At 59.6% G+C, this 16320-nt stretch carries 15 protein-coding genes; 3 read left to right on the forward strand and 12 right to left on the reverse strand.

Annotated features, from left to right (window positions below; all coding sequences use genetic code 11):
- The 12 genes from FHT87_RS23505 to ybgC all read right to left on the reverse strand — a co-directional run bounded on the left by FHT87_RS23505 (nucleotide 1) and on the right by ybgC (nucleotide 13147).
- Nucleotides 1-846: an outer membrane protein gene (locus FHT87_RS23505; protein ID WP_183805160.1), complete on the reverse strand. Its 846-nt coding sequence runs from the start codon at nucleotides 844-846 to the stop codon at nucleotides 1-3.
- Nucleotides 847-1212: 366 nt separating this feature from the next.
- A complete protein-coding gene (gene glmM, locus FHT87_RS23510) occupies nucleotides 1213-2565 on the reverse strand; it encodes a phosphoglucosamine mutase (RefSeq protein ID WP_183735159.1) in 1353 nt (450 codons plus the stop codon).
- 242 nt (nucleotides 2566-2807) lie between these two features.
- Nucleotides 2808-4739, reverse strand: coding sequence for an ATP-dependent zinc metalloprotease FtsH (gene ftsH / locus FHT87_RS23515; RefSeq protein ID WP_183735160.1), 1932 nt, complete (start codon nucleotides 4737-4739; stop codon nucleotides 2808-2810).
- 97 nt (nucleotides 4740-4836) lie between these two features.
- Nucleotides 4837-6303 carry a tRNA lysidine(34) synthetase TilS gene (tilS, locus tag FHT87_RS23520; RefSeq protein ID WP_183735161.1) on the reverse strand — a complete coding sequence of 489 codons (1467 nt, stop codon included), beginning with the start codon at nucleotides 6301-6303 and terminating at the stop codon, nucleotides 4837-4839.
- Between the two features lie 11 nt (nucleotides 6304-6314).
- Nucleotides 6315-7340 (reverse strand): tol-pal system protein YbgF, encoded by a 1026-nt coding sequence (gene ybgF, locus FHT87_RS23525; protein WP_183735162.1) that lies wholly within the window; start codon nucleotides 7338-7340, stop codon nucleotides 6315-6317.
- A gap of 161 nt (nucleotides 7341-7501) precedes the next feature.
- Nucleotides 7502-8032: a peptidoglycan-associated lipoprotein Pal gene (pal, locus tag FHT87_RS23530; protein WP_183735163.1), complete on the reverse strand. Its 531-nt coding sequence runs from the start codon at nucleotides 8030-8032 to the stop codon at nucleotides 7502-7504.
- A 158-nt stretch (nucleotides 8033-8190) separates the two neighbouring features.
- Nucleotides 8191-9501: a Tol-Pal system beta propeller repeat protein TolB gene (gene tolB / locus FHT87_RS23535; RefSeq protein WP_183805162.1), complete on the reverse strand. Its 1311-nt coding sequence runs from the start codon at nucleotides 9499-9501 to the stop codon at nucleotides 8191-8193.
- Nucleotides 9502-9521: 20 nt separating this feature from the next.
- The gene (locus FHT87_RS23540; protein ID WP_183805164.1) at nucleotides 9522-9959 is read right to left on the reverse strand and encodes a hypothetical protein; all 438 of its coding nucleotides are present in this window, start codon (nucleotides 9957-9959) and stop codon (nucleotides 9522-9524) included.
- Complete coding sequence (locus tag FHT87_RS23545) at nucleotides 9960-11099, reverse strand: hypothetical protein (RefSeq protein WP_183735164.1); 1140 nt, start codon at nucleotides 11097-11099, stop codon at nucleotides 9960-9962.
- A gap of 8 nt (nucleotides 11100-11107) precedes the next feature.
- A complete protein-coding gene (tolR, locus tag FHT87_RS23550) occupies nucleotides 11108-11560 on the reverse strand; it encodes a protein TolR (RefSeq protein ID WP_183735165.1) in 453 nt (150 codons plus the stop codon).
- 14 nt (nucleotides 11561-11574) lie between these two features.
- Nucleotides 11575-12294: a protein TolQ gene (gene tolQ, locus FHT87_RS23555; protein WP_183805166.1), complete on the reverse strand. Its 720-nt coding sequence runs from the start codon at nucleotides 12292-12294 to the stop codon at nucleotides 11575-11577.
- Nucleotides 12295-12697: 403 nt separating this feature from the next.
- On the reverse strand, nucleotides 12698-13147 hold the full coding sequence (gene ybgC, locus FHT87_RS23560) for a tol-pal system-associated acyl-CoA thioesterase (RefSeq protein ID WP_183735166.1): 450 nt from the start codon (nucleotides 13145-13147) through the stop codon (nucleotides 12698-12700).
- A gap of 118 nt (nucleotides 13148-13265) precedes the next feature.
- Here ybgC and FHT87_RS23565 point away from each other — a divergent pair, with 118 nt between their 5' ends.
- The 3 genes from FHT87_RS23565 to FHT87_RS23575 all read left to right on the forward strand — a co-directional run bounded on the left by FHT87_RS23565 (nucleotide 13266) and on the right by FHT87_RS23575 (nucleotide 16289).
- Complete coding sequence (locus tag FHT87_RS23565) at nucleotides 13266-14486, forward strand: NAD-dependent epimerase/dehydratase family protein (protein ID WP_183735167.1); 1221 nt, start codon at nucleotides 13266-13268, stop codon at nucleotides 14484-14486.
- A 67-nt stretch (nucleotides 14487-14553) separates the two neighbouring features.
- Nucleotides 14554-15378 (forward strand): glycosyltransferase, encoded by an 825-nt coding sequence (locus tag FHT87_RS23570; protein WP_183735168.1) that lies wholly within the window; start codon nucleotides 14554-14556, stop codon nucleotides 15376-15378.
- Nucleotides 15375-16289, forward strand: coding sequence for an NAD(P)-dependent oxidoreductase (locus tag FHT87_RS23575; RefSeq protein WP_183735169.1), 915 nt, complete (start codon nucleotides 15375-15377; stop codon nucleotides 16287-16289). The genes FHT87_RS23570 and FHT87_RS23575 overlap by 4 nt, the downstream gene beginning before the upstream one ends.
- Nucleotides 16290-16320 lie beyond the last annotated feature (31 nt).

The following is a 16320-nucleotide window of genomic DNA, read 5'->3' on the forward strand; positions in this document are numbered from 1 at the left end:
CTACTTATAGACCGGCTGCTGCAGCGGAATTTCTGGCGGTTCGTAGGCAACCGGCTGGGCGCAGCCGTCGAAGAGGTAACGGGCGCCGACGCGGGCTTCGTGGACGTTGATGCCGCGGTCGCGGCCCGGGCCGCCGTTTTCGTTATAGCCGAACATGTCGCCGCCGTTGATATGCAGATAGCGGTAGCCGACATCGGCCTTGACGTTGCAGGTCACGTCGATCGAGGCACCGGCCATGAGAGCGTAGCTGAAACGCCAGCCGCTGCGGCCGCCGTGAATGACTCCGTCATCGCAACCGCTGCCGTCGTCGGCGCAGGCAACGTTCTGGAGATCGTCCCACTTGACATAGGAACCACCGATACCGGCACCGACATAGGGCGTGAAGTAGGCGTAGGTGCCGAGGTCGACGTAAACGTTGGCGAGCAATGTATAGGCCGTCATCGACGATACATCTGTCGAAGTACATGCCACAGCGCAGGCACCGAAGGCCGCGCCGCCGCCAGTCGTCGAGCCGTGGAAGTCAGCGTTGGTGAGGTAGTCGAAGGTGAGGTCGGTGCGCAGATAGTTGTTGATCTGGTAACCGACACCGCCGCCTATCATCCAGCTATCGTCTAGATCGGCATCGTCGAAATCGGCTTCCAGAGCATTGCTCCCCTGGAAGAACTTCGCGCCGCGTAGATCAGTGAAGGCGTAACCGATATCACCGCGCAGGTACCAGCCGGTCGATTCGGTAACGGCGACTTCCGGCGGCTGTTCCGGCACGGGCTCGACCGGAGCAAGATCGGCAGAATAGGCGTTCGACGCGATCAACAGCGCGGCGAAGATACCGGACAAGGTTCGTTTCATGGATTCACTCCAGTCGGTTGCGTCGGCGTGCTGCCGCCAAAACGGTTACGCTTTTTATGGATAATGAATCGGAAACGTTAAAAGCTGCTTAACCATAAGAAGTAATTCGAATATTCACGGCAGAACATGTTTCGAAAAAGTAAATACGGGCCATCTGCCTGTTTCGACTTCTGGAATCTGCAAGACGACAAATAAAAACTGCTCCTCAGTCCGGATGAATATCGCGCCCTGCTCACCGAACACGGCCTCACAGTCGTCGCCCACAAGGTCGAAGACCCCGCCTGCGGCAGCCACACGGTCTGGCTCGCGCAACGCCAATAAAAAAGCCGGCACGAAGGCCGGCTTTCAATCCTTTTTGCGGCGCTTTCAGGCGGCGCTGCGTACGCTCGAAATCGTGCCGATGAGATCGTTGACGATGCGCTCGATCTGCGCCCGGTCGTCGCCTTCCGCCATGACGCGGATCAGCGGCTCGGTGCCGGACGGGCGGATGACGAGACGGCCATTCTTGGAAAGCTCGGCTTCCGCATCGGCAATCGCCTTGACCACCTGCAGGTCCTCCAGCGGCTTGCCGCCGGCAATGCGGACATTGCGCAGAAGCTGCGGCACAGGCTCGAAGCGGCGGCAGATTTCGCTGACCGTCTTGCCGGTACGCTTGACGGCCGCCAGAATCTGCAGCGCGGCAACGAGACCGTCGCCGGTCGTGCCGTAATCCGAAAGCACGATATGGCCGGATTGCTCGCCGCCGACATTGTAATTATGCTGGCGCATATGCTCGACGACATAGCGGTCGCCGACCTTCGTGCGGGCAAGGCCGAGCCCCTTGTCCTCAAGGAAACGCTCGAGGCCAAGATTGGACATGACGGTCGCAACGATACCGTTGCCGCGCAGCTGCTGGCTCTCGGCCCAGCTTTCGGCAATGACGGCCATCAGCTGATCGCCGTCGACGATCGAGCCGTTCTCATCGACGATGATGACGCGATCCGCATCGCCGTCGAGCGCAATGCCGATATCGGCACGCACTTCGTCGACTTTCTTCTGCAGGGCGACCGGGCTGGTGGAGCCGCAATTCAGGTTGATGTTCGTGCCGTTTGGATCGTTGCCGATCGTTACCACGTCGGCGCCGAGCTCCCAGAGGACGGCAGGCGCCACCTTGTAGGCCGCACCGTTGGCGCAGTCGACCGCGACGCGCAGGCCCTGCAAGGTCACGTCGCGCGGCAACGTGCGTTTGACGTGCTCGAGATAGCGATAGATATCGCCATCGACACGCTTGGCTCGGCCGATTTCCTCAGCCTTGGCAAGCTGTCCCGATAGATCCTTGTCGAGCAGGTCCTCGATCTGTGCTTCGATGTCATCGGAGAGTTTGTAACCATCAGGACCGAAAAGCTTGATACCGTTATCCTGGAACGGATTGTGCGAGGCCGAAATCATCACGCCGATATCGCATCGCAGCGAGCGCGTCAGCATGGCAACCGCAGGTGTGGGAATAGGACCGAGCAGGAACACGTCCAGTCCCGCCGCGGTAAAGCCGGCCACGAGGGCATTCTCCAGCATATATCCCGACAAGCGCGTATCCTTGCCGATCACCACACGATGGCGGTGGGCGCCGTTACGGAAAATTGTTCCTGCCGCGATGCCGACCCGCATCGCAAGGTCCGGCGTCATGGGGAAGATATTGGCTTGGCCTCGGATGCCGTCCGTCCCAAAATAGCGTCTTTTCATATGCACTCCTGCGCTTTCCGCGCGCCGTAGAAGCTTACGCATTCCTCAAGCAAGAATCCGGCTTCAAAGATTGGTGCTGCGCCCAAAACCTTGATCAGACTTGTCTTTAATCAGCGGAATGCCACAAAACCGCGTAACCGGCACGTAAATTACCAAGAAAACCGATTATATCCTGTTACTAATATTAAAAGGGCCGGATTCCCTGTGGAAATCCGGCCCTTTAAGCAAATTCCTGTTCAATTTCAGTGAGGCTGAGGTTCCAGCCCGCCCTCGGGTTCATCACCCTTGGAAGCTGGGCGCACACCGGCCTTCGGCACGGCCGAGCCGCGGCTCGGAGGCGAATCATCGCCAAGATCGCGCGCAGGCTTTTCGCCACGGATCAGCGCTTTGATCTCTTCGCCGGTCAGCGTCTCGTATTCGAGCAGCCCTTCGGCGAGCGCGACGAATTCGTCGTGTTTTTCCGTCAGGATCGTGCGGGCTTGGGTATAGGCCTCGTCGATCAGGCGGCGCACTTCATTGTCAATCTTTTGCGCGGTCGCTTCAGAGACATTCTTCGACTGCGAGACGGAATGACCGAGGAAGACCTCCTGCTGGTTCTCGCCATAAGCAACCTGGCCGAGCTCATCGGAGAAGCCCCACTGGGTGACCATCGCACGGGCAAGCTTGGTCGCCTGCTCGATGTCGGAGGAAGCACCCGAAGTGATGTTCTCCTTGCCGAAGGTCAGCTCTTCGGCGACGCGACCGCCCATCATGATGCAAAGGCGCGAGATCATCCATTTGTAGCTCATCGAGTAGCGGTCGCCCTCGGGAAGCTGCATGACCATGCCAAGCGCACGGCCGCGCGGAATGATCGTTGCCTTGTGCAACGGATCGGCGACCGCGACGTTGAGCGCAGTGATGGCGTGACCGGCCTCGTGATAAGCGGTGAGCTTCTTTTCCGCCTCGGTCATGGCCGAAGAGCGGCGCTCCGCACCCATCATGATCTTGTCCTTAGCGTCTTCGAATTCCTGCATGGTCACGACGCGCTTGTTGCGGCGGGCGGCCATGAGAGCAGCTTCGTTGACGAGGTTCATCAGGTCGGCACCTGAGAAGCCGGGCGTACCGCGGGCCAGAACCTTGAGATCGACATTCGGTGCCAGCGGAACGTTGCGGGCATGAACTTTCAGGATACGCTCACGGCCGACGATGTCAGGGTTCGGAACAACGACCTGGCGGTCGAAACGACCCGGACGCAGCAGCGCCGGATCGAGAACGTCGGGACGGTTGGTCGCGGCGATCAGGATGATGCCTTCATTGGCTTCGAAGCCGTCCATCTCGACGAGAAGCTGGTTCAGCGTCTGCTCGCGTTCATCGTTACCGCCGCCGAGACCGGCGCCGCGATGGCGGCCGACGGCGTCGATTTCGTCGATGAAGATGATGCAGGGCGCATTCTTCTTGGCCTGTTCGAACATGTCGCGGACGCGGCTTGCACCGACACCGACGAACATTTCAACAAAGTCAGAACCGGAAATGGTGAAGAACGGAACGTTGGCTTCGCCGGCAACCGAGCGGGCAAGCAGCGTCTTACCGGTACCCGGAGGGCCGACGAGCAGCACGCCGCGCGGAATCTTGCCGCCGAGGCGCTGGAACTTCTGCGGGTCACGCAGGAACTCGACGATTTCTTCCAGGTCCTGCTTTGCCTCATCCACACCAGCAACGTCATCAAAGGTCACACGGCCATGCGCCTCGGTCAGAAGCTTGGCCTTGGATTTGCCGAAGCCCATCGCGCCACGCGAACCACCCTGCATCTGGCGCATGAAGAACAGCCAGACACCGAGGATCAAGAGCATGGGCAGCAGCGTCCCGAGATAGCTCAGGAAGCCGGAAGAACCATCGGTTTCCGGGCGCGCAGTGACGGCGACATTCTTGCCCTGCAGGCGCTCGAGCAGATTGTCGTCGATGACGGGCGAATAGGTCTGGAAGGTATTGTTGTTTTCCAGATATGTCCCGGTCAGCCTGTTACCGGTGACCACGACATCCTTCACCCGGCCCGCATCAACCTCACGCAGGAACTGCGAATAAGGGATTTCGCGGGAACCCGTCTGCGCCGGAGCCGTCTGGAACATACTGAAGAGGGCAATCAGCAGCAACGCTATGATCGCCCACAATGCGAAATTACGTAAGTTAGGGTTCATCGAACTCCCCAGCACTGGACAGTCGCCTCATGGCGGCCGTCATATTTGGTCTCTAACATAGGGTTGCGCCAAGCCATTGCCAAGGCGATCCACTCTGTCAGATCGTTTTTCCGTCAATACTTCTTAAAGGCGGCTCCGCATAGGGCGCTCTTGAGAAAACTGCCGAAAGCCTGTCGGCAAAGGTGAAATCAAATCGTGTCAAAAAGCGGTCGAAGGGGGCAAAATAGGGCGCCAAATCGATGGATCGGACGGATTCTGAAGCTAAATAAGCTCCTTCCGCGGACAAGGCCGGCGCCGAGGCGATTGCGCGCTTCCATGCTGCTTTGGGAAGGTGCCCCAAATGATGCTCCCTCGTTCCTGTGCTTGTCATAGGAATCCAGCCACCGCGCGTCCGCGCGGTGAATGACTCCATATGCAGCGAAAGAGAGTCTTCCGTGCCCAAGGACTTGGGCACGCTGGATTCCTGTGACAAGCACAGGAATGAGGGGGAGTGTGTGGCCGCGGCTTCGATTGCGATCGAGGCCACCGATCCATTGCGTGCCGCGAACCGTCCATCCCAAACCCCGGCCTCTCCCGGCCGAAGCACCAGAGGCAGGATTCCACGGCTCTCACGCGCCAGATATAGCCCATCACGCCGCAGATCGAATACCACCCTGCCGACAGTCATTCGCCCCGGCTTGCCGCCAACAGTAAACGCAAGAAGCCGCTCCATCTGCACCCTCCCCGGCACAAACGACTGCCCGCCGAAAACGGCAGCCAGGCGGCCGAGCGCATAATCGAGGACGGCGTGATCCTGCTTCAGACCGTCAGGCATCACTTGCCCGAGCAGGCCGCCATGAAGCCTGAAATATCGATCCAGCCATTCGGCTCCCTCGGACGCAAGAGCCAGCCGCTCCTGCCCGGCCCCGCGCATATCTCTCTCTGCACCGGCTTCGGCCGATAGCTGCCGGCGCATCCGCACGCGTTCGTATTTCATATCCTCGTTGCTGGGATCGTCGATCCACGACACGTCTCGTGCGCTCAGGAAAGCGCGAATATCGGCACGGGTGGAGAAAAGCAGCGGCCGCAGGATCCAGAAGCGCCGGTCGAAGAGCACCGCATCGGCAATGCCGGTCGAAATCTGCTCCGCCCGCATCCCCCGCATCCGTAACGTCTCACGCTGATCGTCGGCCGTATGCCCGGTGACGATAAGGTTGGCTTCAAACGCTTCCGCCCCCTCGGCGAGAAGACCGTAACGCGCCTCACGCGCGGCAGCCATGATGCCGGTTTTCGGCTTCGCGCCCTGCCAGATTATCGTCCGGTGCGGAATGCCGAGCGATGTGCAGAGGGCTGCGACCTGACGCGCCTCGTCTGCAGATTCGGGGCGCAGCGCGTGGTCGATGGTCGCGGCGCAAAGGGAAATGGAAAGATTGGGAGCGGCCTTCAGCGCTTCGGAAAGCAGGAGGAGCAGGCCGGTGGAATCGCTTCCGCCCGAGATCGCGACCAGAATGCGCACAGGCGTCTTCAGCGAGGTGAGGAAACGGTCGACTGCCGCCTCAGGGGAAATGGGATCCTCCGGAAACAAACCGGAAGACCTCAGCAGGCGAGACGCTTCTGTTCGCTCGCGACCTTATTTATGACGGCGCGGGAAGCCTTCGGATAGCGCTTCGAAACTTCGCGCAGCGTCGCACAGGCAGTCTCGGTATTGTCGAGCGCGGCAAGCGACATGCCCAGCTTCAGCAGCATCTCCGGCGCCTTTTCGGAGGTGGCATATTTCTGATGGGCGTTCAGGAAAGTCTTCGCCGCCTCATTGAATTTGCCTTGGGAATAAAGTGCTTCACCGAGCCAGAAATTCGCGTCCGGAGTCCGTGCGCTGTTCGGATAGCGGCCGATGTACTGCGTGAATTCCTGCTCGGCAATGTTGTAATCGCCGGAAAGCACGTGACCATAGGCGGCCTTGTATTGATCGGATTCGCTGCCGAGCGAAGCTGTCTGCTGCGGTGCGGTTACGCCTGGAAGACTATTTCCCTTCGGCGCAGCATCCGGAAGCGGCGCGGAACCGACCGTTGCACCTTGATTCACCGAACCGCCGATCTGATTACCATTCTGATCGAAATCCATGGAGCCCAGCTCGCGCGGCGGCTGGCCGAGGCCGCCATCGGCCGGCATGTTGGTGGAGGGAGCCGTTTCGGCTCCCTGCGGGGCTTGGATGACCTTGGCGATATCGTCGCCACCGCCTGAAGCCGGCGGAGCGACATCTGCCTCGCTCTTCTTCACCGGTGCCTTGGCACCGCCGCCACCGCTCGCGCCGCCCGTCTTTTCGAGTTGCTGGAAGCGGAATTCGTTGTCTTCCTGCTGCTTGCGGATCGTCTCCTGCATCTGGAGGAGCTGATAGCTCATTTCCTCGATACGACCGTTCAACTGCCGCATCTGGTCTTCCATCTGCTGGATACGGACTTCCGCGCCGCTGTTCTGCACGTTGACGACGGGTGCTGCCGGCTGGCTCTGTTGCGCGGATTGGCCGCCAATGTGCAAGCCGAAGAACGAAGCGGAATAAGCCGCTCGCTCGCTCCCGGTCACGGCCGCAAGGCACAGCATGCCTGCCACGACTAGTTTCTTCATTTTTGTATCGTCCTGTCCCAGTGATTCTTCGCGCCTCGATGGCACGAACAGGAGATTTTTCCAATTGCTCTCAAAAAGCAACGGAGTCTGGCCAAAGTGTGGTCAAAAAGAAAGGCGGCCCGCAAAGGACCGCCTTCTCAAATTCCGGGTTTTGCCGGAAATTACATGCCTGCGCCGCCGAGAACAGTGACGGCACGGCGGTTCTGCGACCAGCACGAAATATCGTCGCAGACGGCGACCGGACGTTCCTTGCCGTAGGAGATCGTCTTCATGCGCTGGGCGGGGACGCCGCGCGAAGCGAGATAATCCTTGGCCGCTGCCGCGCGGCGAGCGCCGAGAGCAAGGTTGTATTCGCGCGTGCCGCGCTCGTCGGCATGGCCTTCGACGGTGATTGCATAGTTCGGGTAGCGACCGAGCCACTGAGCCTGACGGTCGAGCGTCTGGGCGGCATCGGCGCGGATCGACGTGGAGTCGGTGTCGAAGAAGATGCGGTCACCGACATTGACCGTGAAGTCCTGGGCAGAGCCCGGCGTTGCCGCACCGGCACCGAGGCCGAGATCACCGGCGCTGTTCGGCACGTTCTTCTTGTTGGCGCAGCCCGCAAGAGCGAGACCGGCGACAAGCGCGATCATGACGGGGTTGCGGGCGAAATTCTGCAGACGGCTCATTGCCGGGGTGTGAATTCGGCTCATGGCCGGGTCTCCTTGCGACTTCAATCAGGGTTTCCGGACAGTAACCGCACTCGGTTAACCGGCCATCAAAGATTATGGTTAACGATTCGTTGATTTGTCCCTGCATCGCCCATTTTCAGGACTTTGCGGCGACATGAAGGCGAATTTCCGCTCCTCCACTACTCAAGAAGCGGCGACCAGGCGGGGTCCGAACCGTAGGCCGGCGTCTTGATGGCCTGTTCATTGTAGCCTGTCAGGTCGATCGAATAGAGCTGTGGACCGCCCGCACCCGCTGCCTGGCGGAAGAACATGATGACGCGGCCATTCGGCGCCCAGGTCGGGCCTTCATTGTGGAAACCGGTCGTCAAAATACGCTCACCCGAACCATCCGGCTTCATGACGCCGATCGAGAACTTGCCGCCCGACTGCTTGGTGAAAGCGATCAGATCGCCGCGCGGCGACCAGACCGGCGTGGAGTAACGGCCATCGCCGAAGGAGATACGGGTCTGACCCGAACCATCGGCATTCATGACGTAGATCTGCGACTGTCCGCCGCGGTCGCTTTCGAAGGCGATGCGGTTGCCGTCCGGCGAATAGGAGGGCGAAGTGTCGATGGCCGCCGTCGAGGTCAGGCGGGTCGTCGTGCGCGAGCGCAGGTCCATCGTATAGATGTTCGAGTTGCCCTCCTGCTGCAGGCTCATGATGACCTTCTGGCCATCAGGAGAGAAGCGCGGCGAGAAGGTCATGCCCGGGAAGTTGCCGACCACTTCACGCTGCCCGGTCTCAAGCTGCAGCAGATAGACGCGCGGCTGCTGGTTGGCAAAGGACATGTAGGTCACTTCCTGCCGGTTCGGCGAGAAGCGCGGCGTCAGAACGAGGTCGCTACCGTCAGTCAGCATGCGCACGTTGAAACCGTCCTGATCCATGATCGCCAGCTGGCGCTTGCGCTGCTGCTTGGTGCCGGATTCGGACACGAAGACGACGCGGGTGTCGAAATAGCCCTCTTCGCCGGTGATCTGCTTATAAATCGCATCAGCGATAATGTGCGCGACACGGCGCCAGTTCTCCGGCTGCGTGTAGAACTGTTGGCCGGTCATCTGCTGACCGGCGAACGTGTCCCACAGACGGAACTCGGCGCGAAGACGGCCATCCGCCTCCTGGGTGACGCGGCCTGTGACCAGTGCCTGAGCGTTGATGACCTTCCAATCCTCGAAGCGCGGCGAGGCGTCCGGATTGGAAATCTTCTCGATGAAGGCTGTCTTGTTGATCGGCGCAAACAGTCCAGACCGCTGCAGGTCGGCCGCGATGACCTGTGAAACCTGCGCACCCATGTTGCCCTGCAGGAAGTCCGTTACCGCGATCGGCAGCGGCTGGACGTTACCCTTATTGATGTTGATCTCAACAAGTGCGTTGGCCGGCGTCGCGAAGGCAGCGGCGGTCATCAGACCGGCAGCGACCATGATGGCGCGGAAGAAGGAACACTTTGTCATACCAAACAGCCTTTCAGCATTTATGGGTTCAGGTCGCTGGCATCGAAGTTAAAGATAACTTCCTTCCAGCCATCGTATTTATCTTTTGGGAGCATCGTGAAAGGAGCCGCGCGGACGATCGCACGAAACGCAGCGTCCCTAATGGTTTTACGCGTGGCCTCGCTACCACCGCTGGCGTCAGCCTCAGGGGTTCCCAAGATCTTGCCGTCTTTGCCGAGCTTCACACGAAATTGCAGTTTGACGCTGCCGGCATCCTTGAGGTTACCAGGGAGTATGAAACGGTCAGCGACCGAGCGTTTCATTGCGTCCATGGTCGCTCGGCTTATCATCGGCACATTCGTACCGCTTTCTTTGCGGACGACAGTCTCAGCACGCGCATTAGGAGAAAGCGTGCAAGCAATCGCCAATATCGCCATGGTCCCGAAAGACTTCGCAAAATGGAATCGCCGGTGCAGCATCTAGATTCCCAGATCGCTCGGATCAAAGTTGACGACGACTTCGTTCCAGGCGTCGTATTTGTCTTTCGGCAGACTTGAGAAAGGCGCTGATTTCATGATGGCGCGATAGGCACCGCCGGCCAGAGCCCGGCGGGTGGAATCATTGTCGCCACCGGTAGCTTCGACTTCCGGCTCGCCAATGATATTGCCGTCCTGATCAAGCTTCATATGAACCTTGATGCGCACGTCAGCCATGCCTTCCATGCCGGGAATGACCGACCAGTTGCCGGCGATCGCGCTTTTCAGCGCATCCATTTCACTAAGCGACAGTTTCGAGGCGCCGTTCGTGGCCTTCTTCGCGCCCAGCGATGCTTCCTGCGTCGAACGCTTCGTGCCTCCGGCAGACGGATCCGTCTTGTTCAACAGTGCGGAAATCTCATCCGCGTTGAAGTCACTCTTCATCGACGAAGCGGATTTCGCCACTTCCTGCTTTTTGTCAGCCTTCTTCTTGTCCGTCGGCACTTCCGCAGCCTTCGGCTGATCCGGGGTCTTCTCCGGTGGTTTTTCGGCCGGTTTCTGCTCCGGCGGCTTTACCTGCGGCTTGACGACCGGGGTCGGCACCTTGTCCGGCAGTGCTTCCGCATCCGGCTTCGGCGGCTCCTCAGGCTTGGCCTGCTCTTCCGGCGGCTTTTCCTCAGGCTTCGGCGGCGGCGTTATTTCTGCCGGCTTGGTCTGGGGAATGGAAGCGACTTGCTTTGGCTGCTCGACCTCGGTCTCTTCCTTGTTGACTTCCTTGACGTCGTTCGGCTTCGGGTCGATCTGCGACTGGGGCTTGTCGCTCGAATTGGCAGCGGCCGCGTCGCTGTTGCTCGGCTTGGCGTTCGGAACCGGCGGCGTCTTCAGATCGACCTTATTATCACCGGCGTTTTCCGACGGCTCCGGGATTGGCGGCCGCGTCGTGGGCACAGGCGCAGAGGTCTCCTTCATTGGAGCCTTCTTATCGCCCTGCTGCATCTGCGTGATGGATTCCACCGGCACGAGATCGACCGGCATTGCCTCGAAATCCTCCACCTTGAAAGATTCCGGAGCGCCCAGCGACACCAGCGCCCAGGTAAGCACCAGCCCGTGCAGAACCGCAGATGTGACGACGCTGGTCTTCATCTTGAGCGTTACTGGTCCTTCTTCTGCTGCGTCACGAGGCCGATATTCTTGAAACCCGCGCCCTGGATACGGGCCATGACGTCAGCAATCACGCCGTAAGGCGCAGTCGCATCGCCGCGCACGAAGATGCGCTCGTTGTAACCGGTGGTGGCGATCGCCTCGAGCTTTGCAGCAATTTCCTCAGCCGGGATCGGCGTTTCCTGCAGATAGACTTCGCCGTTGTTCTTGACCGAGATCGTGATCGGCTGCGTCTCGGAATTCAGCGCCTTGGCCTGCGTTTCCGGCAGATCGATCGGAACACCGACCGTCATCATCGGGGCCGCCACCATGAAGATGATGAGCAGCACGAGCATGACGTCGACGAGCGGCGTCACGTTGATTTCGGAGATAACCCCCTTGTTGCGGCCGCGGCGGCGGCGTCCGCCGCCTCCTCCGCTATTGCCGCCTACAGCCATACCCATGGTCGTCTACTCCGTTACTGCGCGGCCTGGCGCGGCTGCAGCTTCTCGTCGATCTGGCGCGAAAGGATGGCGGAGAATTCATCCGCAAAGCCTTCCATGCGACCCGAGAGCTTGCCGGCATCGGCGGAGAACTTGTTGTAGGCGATAACCGCCGGGATAGCGGCGACGAGACCGATGGCGGTCGCGAGCAGCGCTTCCGCGATACCGGGCGCCACAACCGCAAGGTTGGTCGACTTCGAACCGGCGATTGCCTGGAACGAGGTCATGATACCGACGACCGTGCCGAACAGACCGATAAACGGACCGGCCGAACCGATCGTCGCAAGCGAGCCGAGACGGGCCGAGAGATATTCGGATTCACGGGCGAGTGTGACGTCCATGGCGCGGTCAATACGCATTTGCAGACCGATCGGCGAACGCGCACCACGCTCGAAGGACTTCTTCCATTCGCGCATCGCCGCGACGAAGATCGCCGCAAGGCCCGTATTGTTGCGCTCGGAAAGCGTCCGATAGAGTTCTTCCAGCGACTGGCCCGACCAGAAGACCTGCTCGAACTTGTCGAACTGGCGACGGGCGCGTCCGTAGGCCAGATATTTGTCGATGACGATCGCCCAGGTCCACACCGAAGCGGCGACAAGGCCGAGCATGACCAGCTTGACGACGATGCCGGCCTGCATGAAAAGCGACCAGAGGCTGACGTCGGTCGTGGCTGCTGCCAATCCTACTTGTTCCATAGATCCAAAATCCCCGAATCCAAACGCCCGGCGCTTGACCGGGCGGCACGAAGTGATCACGCAAGAATGTCTGGCGGCCGCCGCCCAAAGCCCTGGTCAAGCTTCCAAGCTCTTCTTCCGCCTTCTTGCCGTCAAATTTGGTCAAAGGAAGGCGTGCGTCGCACAAACTCCGACTCCGCGAGTAAGACACCATTATGGTTAATAGATCGTTAGTGCCAGACTATGACAGCAGGAATGTCGCGAGAGATTTTGTTCCTGGATAACTTGACCGGAGCATCGCCCGGTTGCTGAACACAGCGCTCATCTTGCAGCGCGGCAATTCCTTCACATAAAATTCAAGTTTTTACAAGCCCTCGATTCCGGCAGTTTGACGCGGGAAACGCAGGCATTGTCCCGGCTATTTTCAGGTCTCTGGAATAAGCATTTGCCTTGCGAGCGCCTCCGGCAGCCGGCGCGGCCTGCCCTTGGCATTGATCACGGCGATGATCACCTTCGCGGCGATTAGCAGAGTATCGGCGCGGCGGATTTCCTGGTTGAGCACCATCTTCGCGCCACCGGCCTTTTCCGTGTGTGTGATCACGGTCAAAATATCGTCCATGCGGGCCGGGCTTTTAAAGTCGATCTCCATGCGATGAACAACGAAAACGAGTCCTTCCTCGTCCGCATTCACAAGCTCTCGCTGCTCGACACCGAGACAGCGCAGGTAGTCGGTGCGGCCCCGTTCGAGGAAATGCAGATAGCGTGCGTGATAGACCAGACCGGAGAAATCGGTATCTTCGTAATAGACCCGCTGGACGAGTCGATGACCCACCTCGGTGAGCTCGCCGGAAATAGAAAAACCGTGTTCCGCCATAATTTTCTCCAAACTTTCCGGCCCTCTTTGGCGCAACACGTCTCGACACGCAAGCATTGAACAATTGTCATATTTCCTAACTATTCCCGTTAGGACGCAACCATGAGGAGCCAGTGGCATGAAGATTGCAGTGATGGGCGGAGACGGGTTCATCGGTTGGCCAACCTCGCTACATCTCTCCGATGCCGGGCATGACATCCACATCCTCGACAATCTCTCCCGTCGCTGGATCGATACCGAGCTCGGCGTCCAGTCGCTGACGCCGATGGACTCCATTCAGGAGCGCACTCGTATCTGGCATGACGAAACCGGCCGCCGCATCCATTTCAATCTGATCGACCTCGCTCGGGACTACGAGCTCCTGAAGAAGTGGCTCGCGGAAAACCGGCCGGATGCGATCATCCATTTCGCCGAACAGCGCGCCGCGCCCTATTCGATGAAGAGCGACCGGCACAAGAACTACACTGTTAACAACAATGTCAGTGCCACGCATAATCTCTTGAATGCGCTGGTCGAGCTGCAGCTCGATGCGCATGTGGTCCACCTCGGCACGATGGGCGTCTATGGCTATTCGACGGTCGGCGCCGCCATTCCGGAAGGTTATCTGCCTGTCGGTATCGAGACGATGGATGGCGAAACTGCCTCCCAGGAGATTCTCTATCCATCCAATCCCGGCTCCATTTACCACATGACCAAGTGCCTGGATCAGCTGCTCTTCCAGTTCTATGCCAAGAATGACAGCCTTAGGATCACTGATCTGCATCAAGGCATCGTGTGGGGCACGCATACTGAACAGACGCGCCGCCATCCGCAGCTTATCAACCGCTTCGATTATGACGGCGACTACGGCACGGTGCTGAACCGCTTCCTCATCCAGGCCGCCATCGGCTATCCACTGACCGTCCATGGCACCGGCGGACAGACGCGCGCCTTCATCCACATCCAGGATTCCGTTCGCTGCATCGAACTGGCGCTCCAGAATCCCCCCGCTCGCGGCTCACGGGTCGAGATCTTCAACCAGATGACGGAAACCCACCGCGTGCGCGATCTTGCGGAGATGATCGCCAAGATGGCCGGTTCCGAAGTCGTCTGGCTGCCCAATCCGCGCAAGGAAGCCGCCGAAAACGATCTGGTCGTCAGGAACGACAAGTTCCTCGGCCTTGGCCTCGATCCGATTACCCTGAAAGCCGGCCTGCTCGACGAAATCGTCGAAGTCGCCAGGAAATTCGCTTACCGTGTCGACCGCTCCCGCGTCCCGGCCGTCTCCGCCTGGACGAAGGATATCGCCGCGACAATTAATCACGACCCGGAGGGCAAGCGGCTGAAGTCCGTATCATGAGTGGTGCTATCTTCTCGAAGCAACGGCCGTGCCGGAGCGAGGCCGCTCAGGAAAGTACCTCGCATCCATGACCTCAGTCCCGCAGTTCGCCTACGTCACCCTGGTCACCAATGCCGATTACGCTATGGGCGCGACGGCACTAGCCAACTCGCTGCGCCGCACTGGTACGGATGCCGCCATCGTCATCCTGCATACCGGCGGTGTTGACGCGGCCACCCTCGCCCCACTGGACGCTCTCGGCTGCCGGCTGGTTGAAGTTGAGCATCTGCCTTTGTCTGATGCTTTCAACGAGCGGCATGCGCGCGGCAACCTCCATTCCGAGGCACCTTTCACCAAGGGCCGCAAGCCGGCTTTTCACTCGCCGCTCGACAATTTCTGCAAGCTCCGCCTCTGGCAGCTTGTCGAATATGAGCGCTGCGTTTTCATCGATGCCGATGCGATCGCCTTGAAGAACGTCGACAAGCTCTTCGCCTATCCGGAATTCTCCGCGGCGCCGAATGTCTATGAAAGTCTTGTTGACTTCCGCCGCATGAACTCCGGGGTCTTCGTCGCCCGCCCTTCGCAAGAGACCTTCCGGAAGATGCTTGCGGTTCTGGATCAGCCCGACATCTTCTGGCGGCGTACAGACCAGACCTTCCTTGAGACGTTCTTCCCTGACTGGCACGGCCTGCCGGTCTATTTCAACATGCTGCAATATGTCTGGTTCACCATGCCGGCCCTGTGGGATTGGGAGAGCATTTCTATTCTGCACTATCAATATGAAAAACCTTGGGAAAAAGATCATCCCAAGGCCGCGAGGCTACAACCTTTGATCGATTTGTGGCATTGTTTCCATATTGGCGGCCATGTGCCGGAGATTGCATCTCTGGCCAATCCGGATGAGGCGGCATGAAAGTACTGGTATCAGGCGGAACGGGCCTCGTCGGACGTTATATCGTCGAAGAGCTGCTTTCTGCCGGATATCAGGTGATTGTCGGCGGACGGCGTGCGCCGCTCCCCCGGTCCTTCTCTCGCCCGGTCGATTTCGTCCCACTTTCGCTCGATCCGGATGAGGACGATATCGGCGCCTTCGATGACGCCTATTTCTTCGTGCATGCTGCCTTCAGCCACATCGAAGGAAAATACCGCGGCGGCGAAGGCGATGACCCAAAGGCGTTTCACCGCCTGAACCTCGATGGCACAGTGAAACTCTTCGAGGAAGCAAAGCGCGCAGGCACCCGCCGTTGCATCTTCATGTCCAGTCGCGCCGTCTATGGCGAGCACGCACCGGGCACCGAGCTTTTCGAAACCATGCCCGCCACGCCGGAAACTCTCTACGGACAGGTCAAGCTCGATGCGGAACGCACGCTCGCCCATCTTTCCGGACCGGGCTTTGCGGGAGCAAGCCTGCGGGCAACAGGCGTTTACGGTGACCGTTATCCAAGCAAATGGGATCGATTGATCGATGACTATCTGAGCGGCCGGCCTGTTTCCCCGCGCGCGGGAACCGAGGTACACGGTCGCGATCTCGGCCGTGCCGTGCGGCTGATGTTGGAAACAGAAAGCGCCCGAATCTCCGGCGAGGTCTTCAACGTTTCGGATATCGCCGTCGATGCGAGAGATATCCTTTCGCCGATCCGGCATCACGCCGACTGTCCCTTCCCGCTGCCCGAAGCAGCGGACAAGTCAAAGCTTTGCGCTATGGACACGGGTAAGATCCGCGCGCTCGGCTGGAAGCCCGGCGGCATGGCCCTTTGCGAGCAAACGATGCGGCAATTGGCCGAGAGACAAATGGTTCCGCGGCCCAGTTCCACGCAAGTCTGATCTGGCAGAGTGCGCACCAAATGTAATCGGG

It is taken from the genome of Rhizobium sp. BK316 (genome assembly GCF_014193695.1).
GTDB lineage: Bacteria > Pseudomonadota > Alphaproteobacteria > Rhizobiales > Rhizobiaceae > Rhizobium.

Coding starts and splice junctions, on each gene's coding strand:
- ybgC (WP_183735166.1), bottom strand. CDS start 13,147: ATGGCGGAACACGGTTTTTCTATTTCCGGCGAGCTCACCGAGGTGGGT.
- tolQ (WP_183805166.1), bottom strand. CDS start 12,294: ATGGAACAAGTAGGATTGGCAGCAGCCACGACCGACGTCAGCCTCTGG.
- ftsH (WP_183735160.1), bottom strand. CDS start 4,739: ATGAACCCTAACTTACGTAATTTCGCATTGTGGGCGATCATAGCGTTG.
- FHT87_RS23505 (WP_183805160.1), bottom strand. CDS start 846: ATGAAACGAACCTTGTCCGGTATCTTCGCCGCGCTGTTGATCGCGTCG.
- tolR (WP_183735165.1), bottom strand. CDS start 11,560: ATGGGTATGGCTGTAGGCGGCAATAGCGGAGGAGGCGGCGGACGCCGC.
- FHT87_RS23540 (WP_183805164.1), bottom strand. CDS start 9,959: ATGCTGCACCGGCGATTCCATTTTGCGAAGTCTTTCGGGACCATGGCG.
- FHT87_RS23545 (WP_183735164.1), bottom strand. CDS start 11,099: ATGAAGACCAGCGTCGTCACATCTGCGGTTCTGCACGGGCTGGTGCTT.
- FHT87_RS23565 (WP_183735167.1), top strand. CDS start 13,266: ATGAAGATTGCAGTGATGGGCGGAGACGGGTTCATCGGTTGGCCAACC.
- pal (WP_183735163.1), bottom strand. CDS start 8,032: ATGAGCCGAATTCACACCCCGGCAATGAGCCGTCTGCAGAATTTCGCC.
- glmM (WP_183735159.1), bottom strand. CDS start 2,565: ATGAAAAGACGCTATTTTGGGACGGACGGCATCCGAGGCCAAGCCAAT.
- ybgF (WP_183735162.1), bottom strand. CDS start 7,340: ATGAAGAAACTAGTCGTGGCAGGCATGCTGTGCCTTGCGGCCGTGACC.
- tolB (WP_183805162.1), bottom strand. CDS start 9,501: ATGACAAAGTGTTCCTTCTTCCGCGCCATCATGGTCGCTGCCGGTCTG.
- FHT87_RS23575 (WP_183735169.1), top strand. CDS start 15,375: ATGAAAGTACTGGTATCAGGCGGAACGGGCCTCGTCGGACGTTATATC.
- FHT87_RS23570 (WP_183735168.1), top strand. CDS start 14,554: ATGACCTCAGTCCCGCAGTTCGCCTACGTCACCCTGGTCACCAATGCC.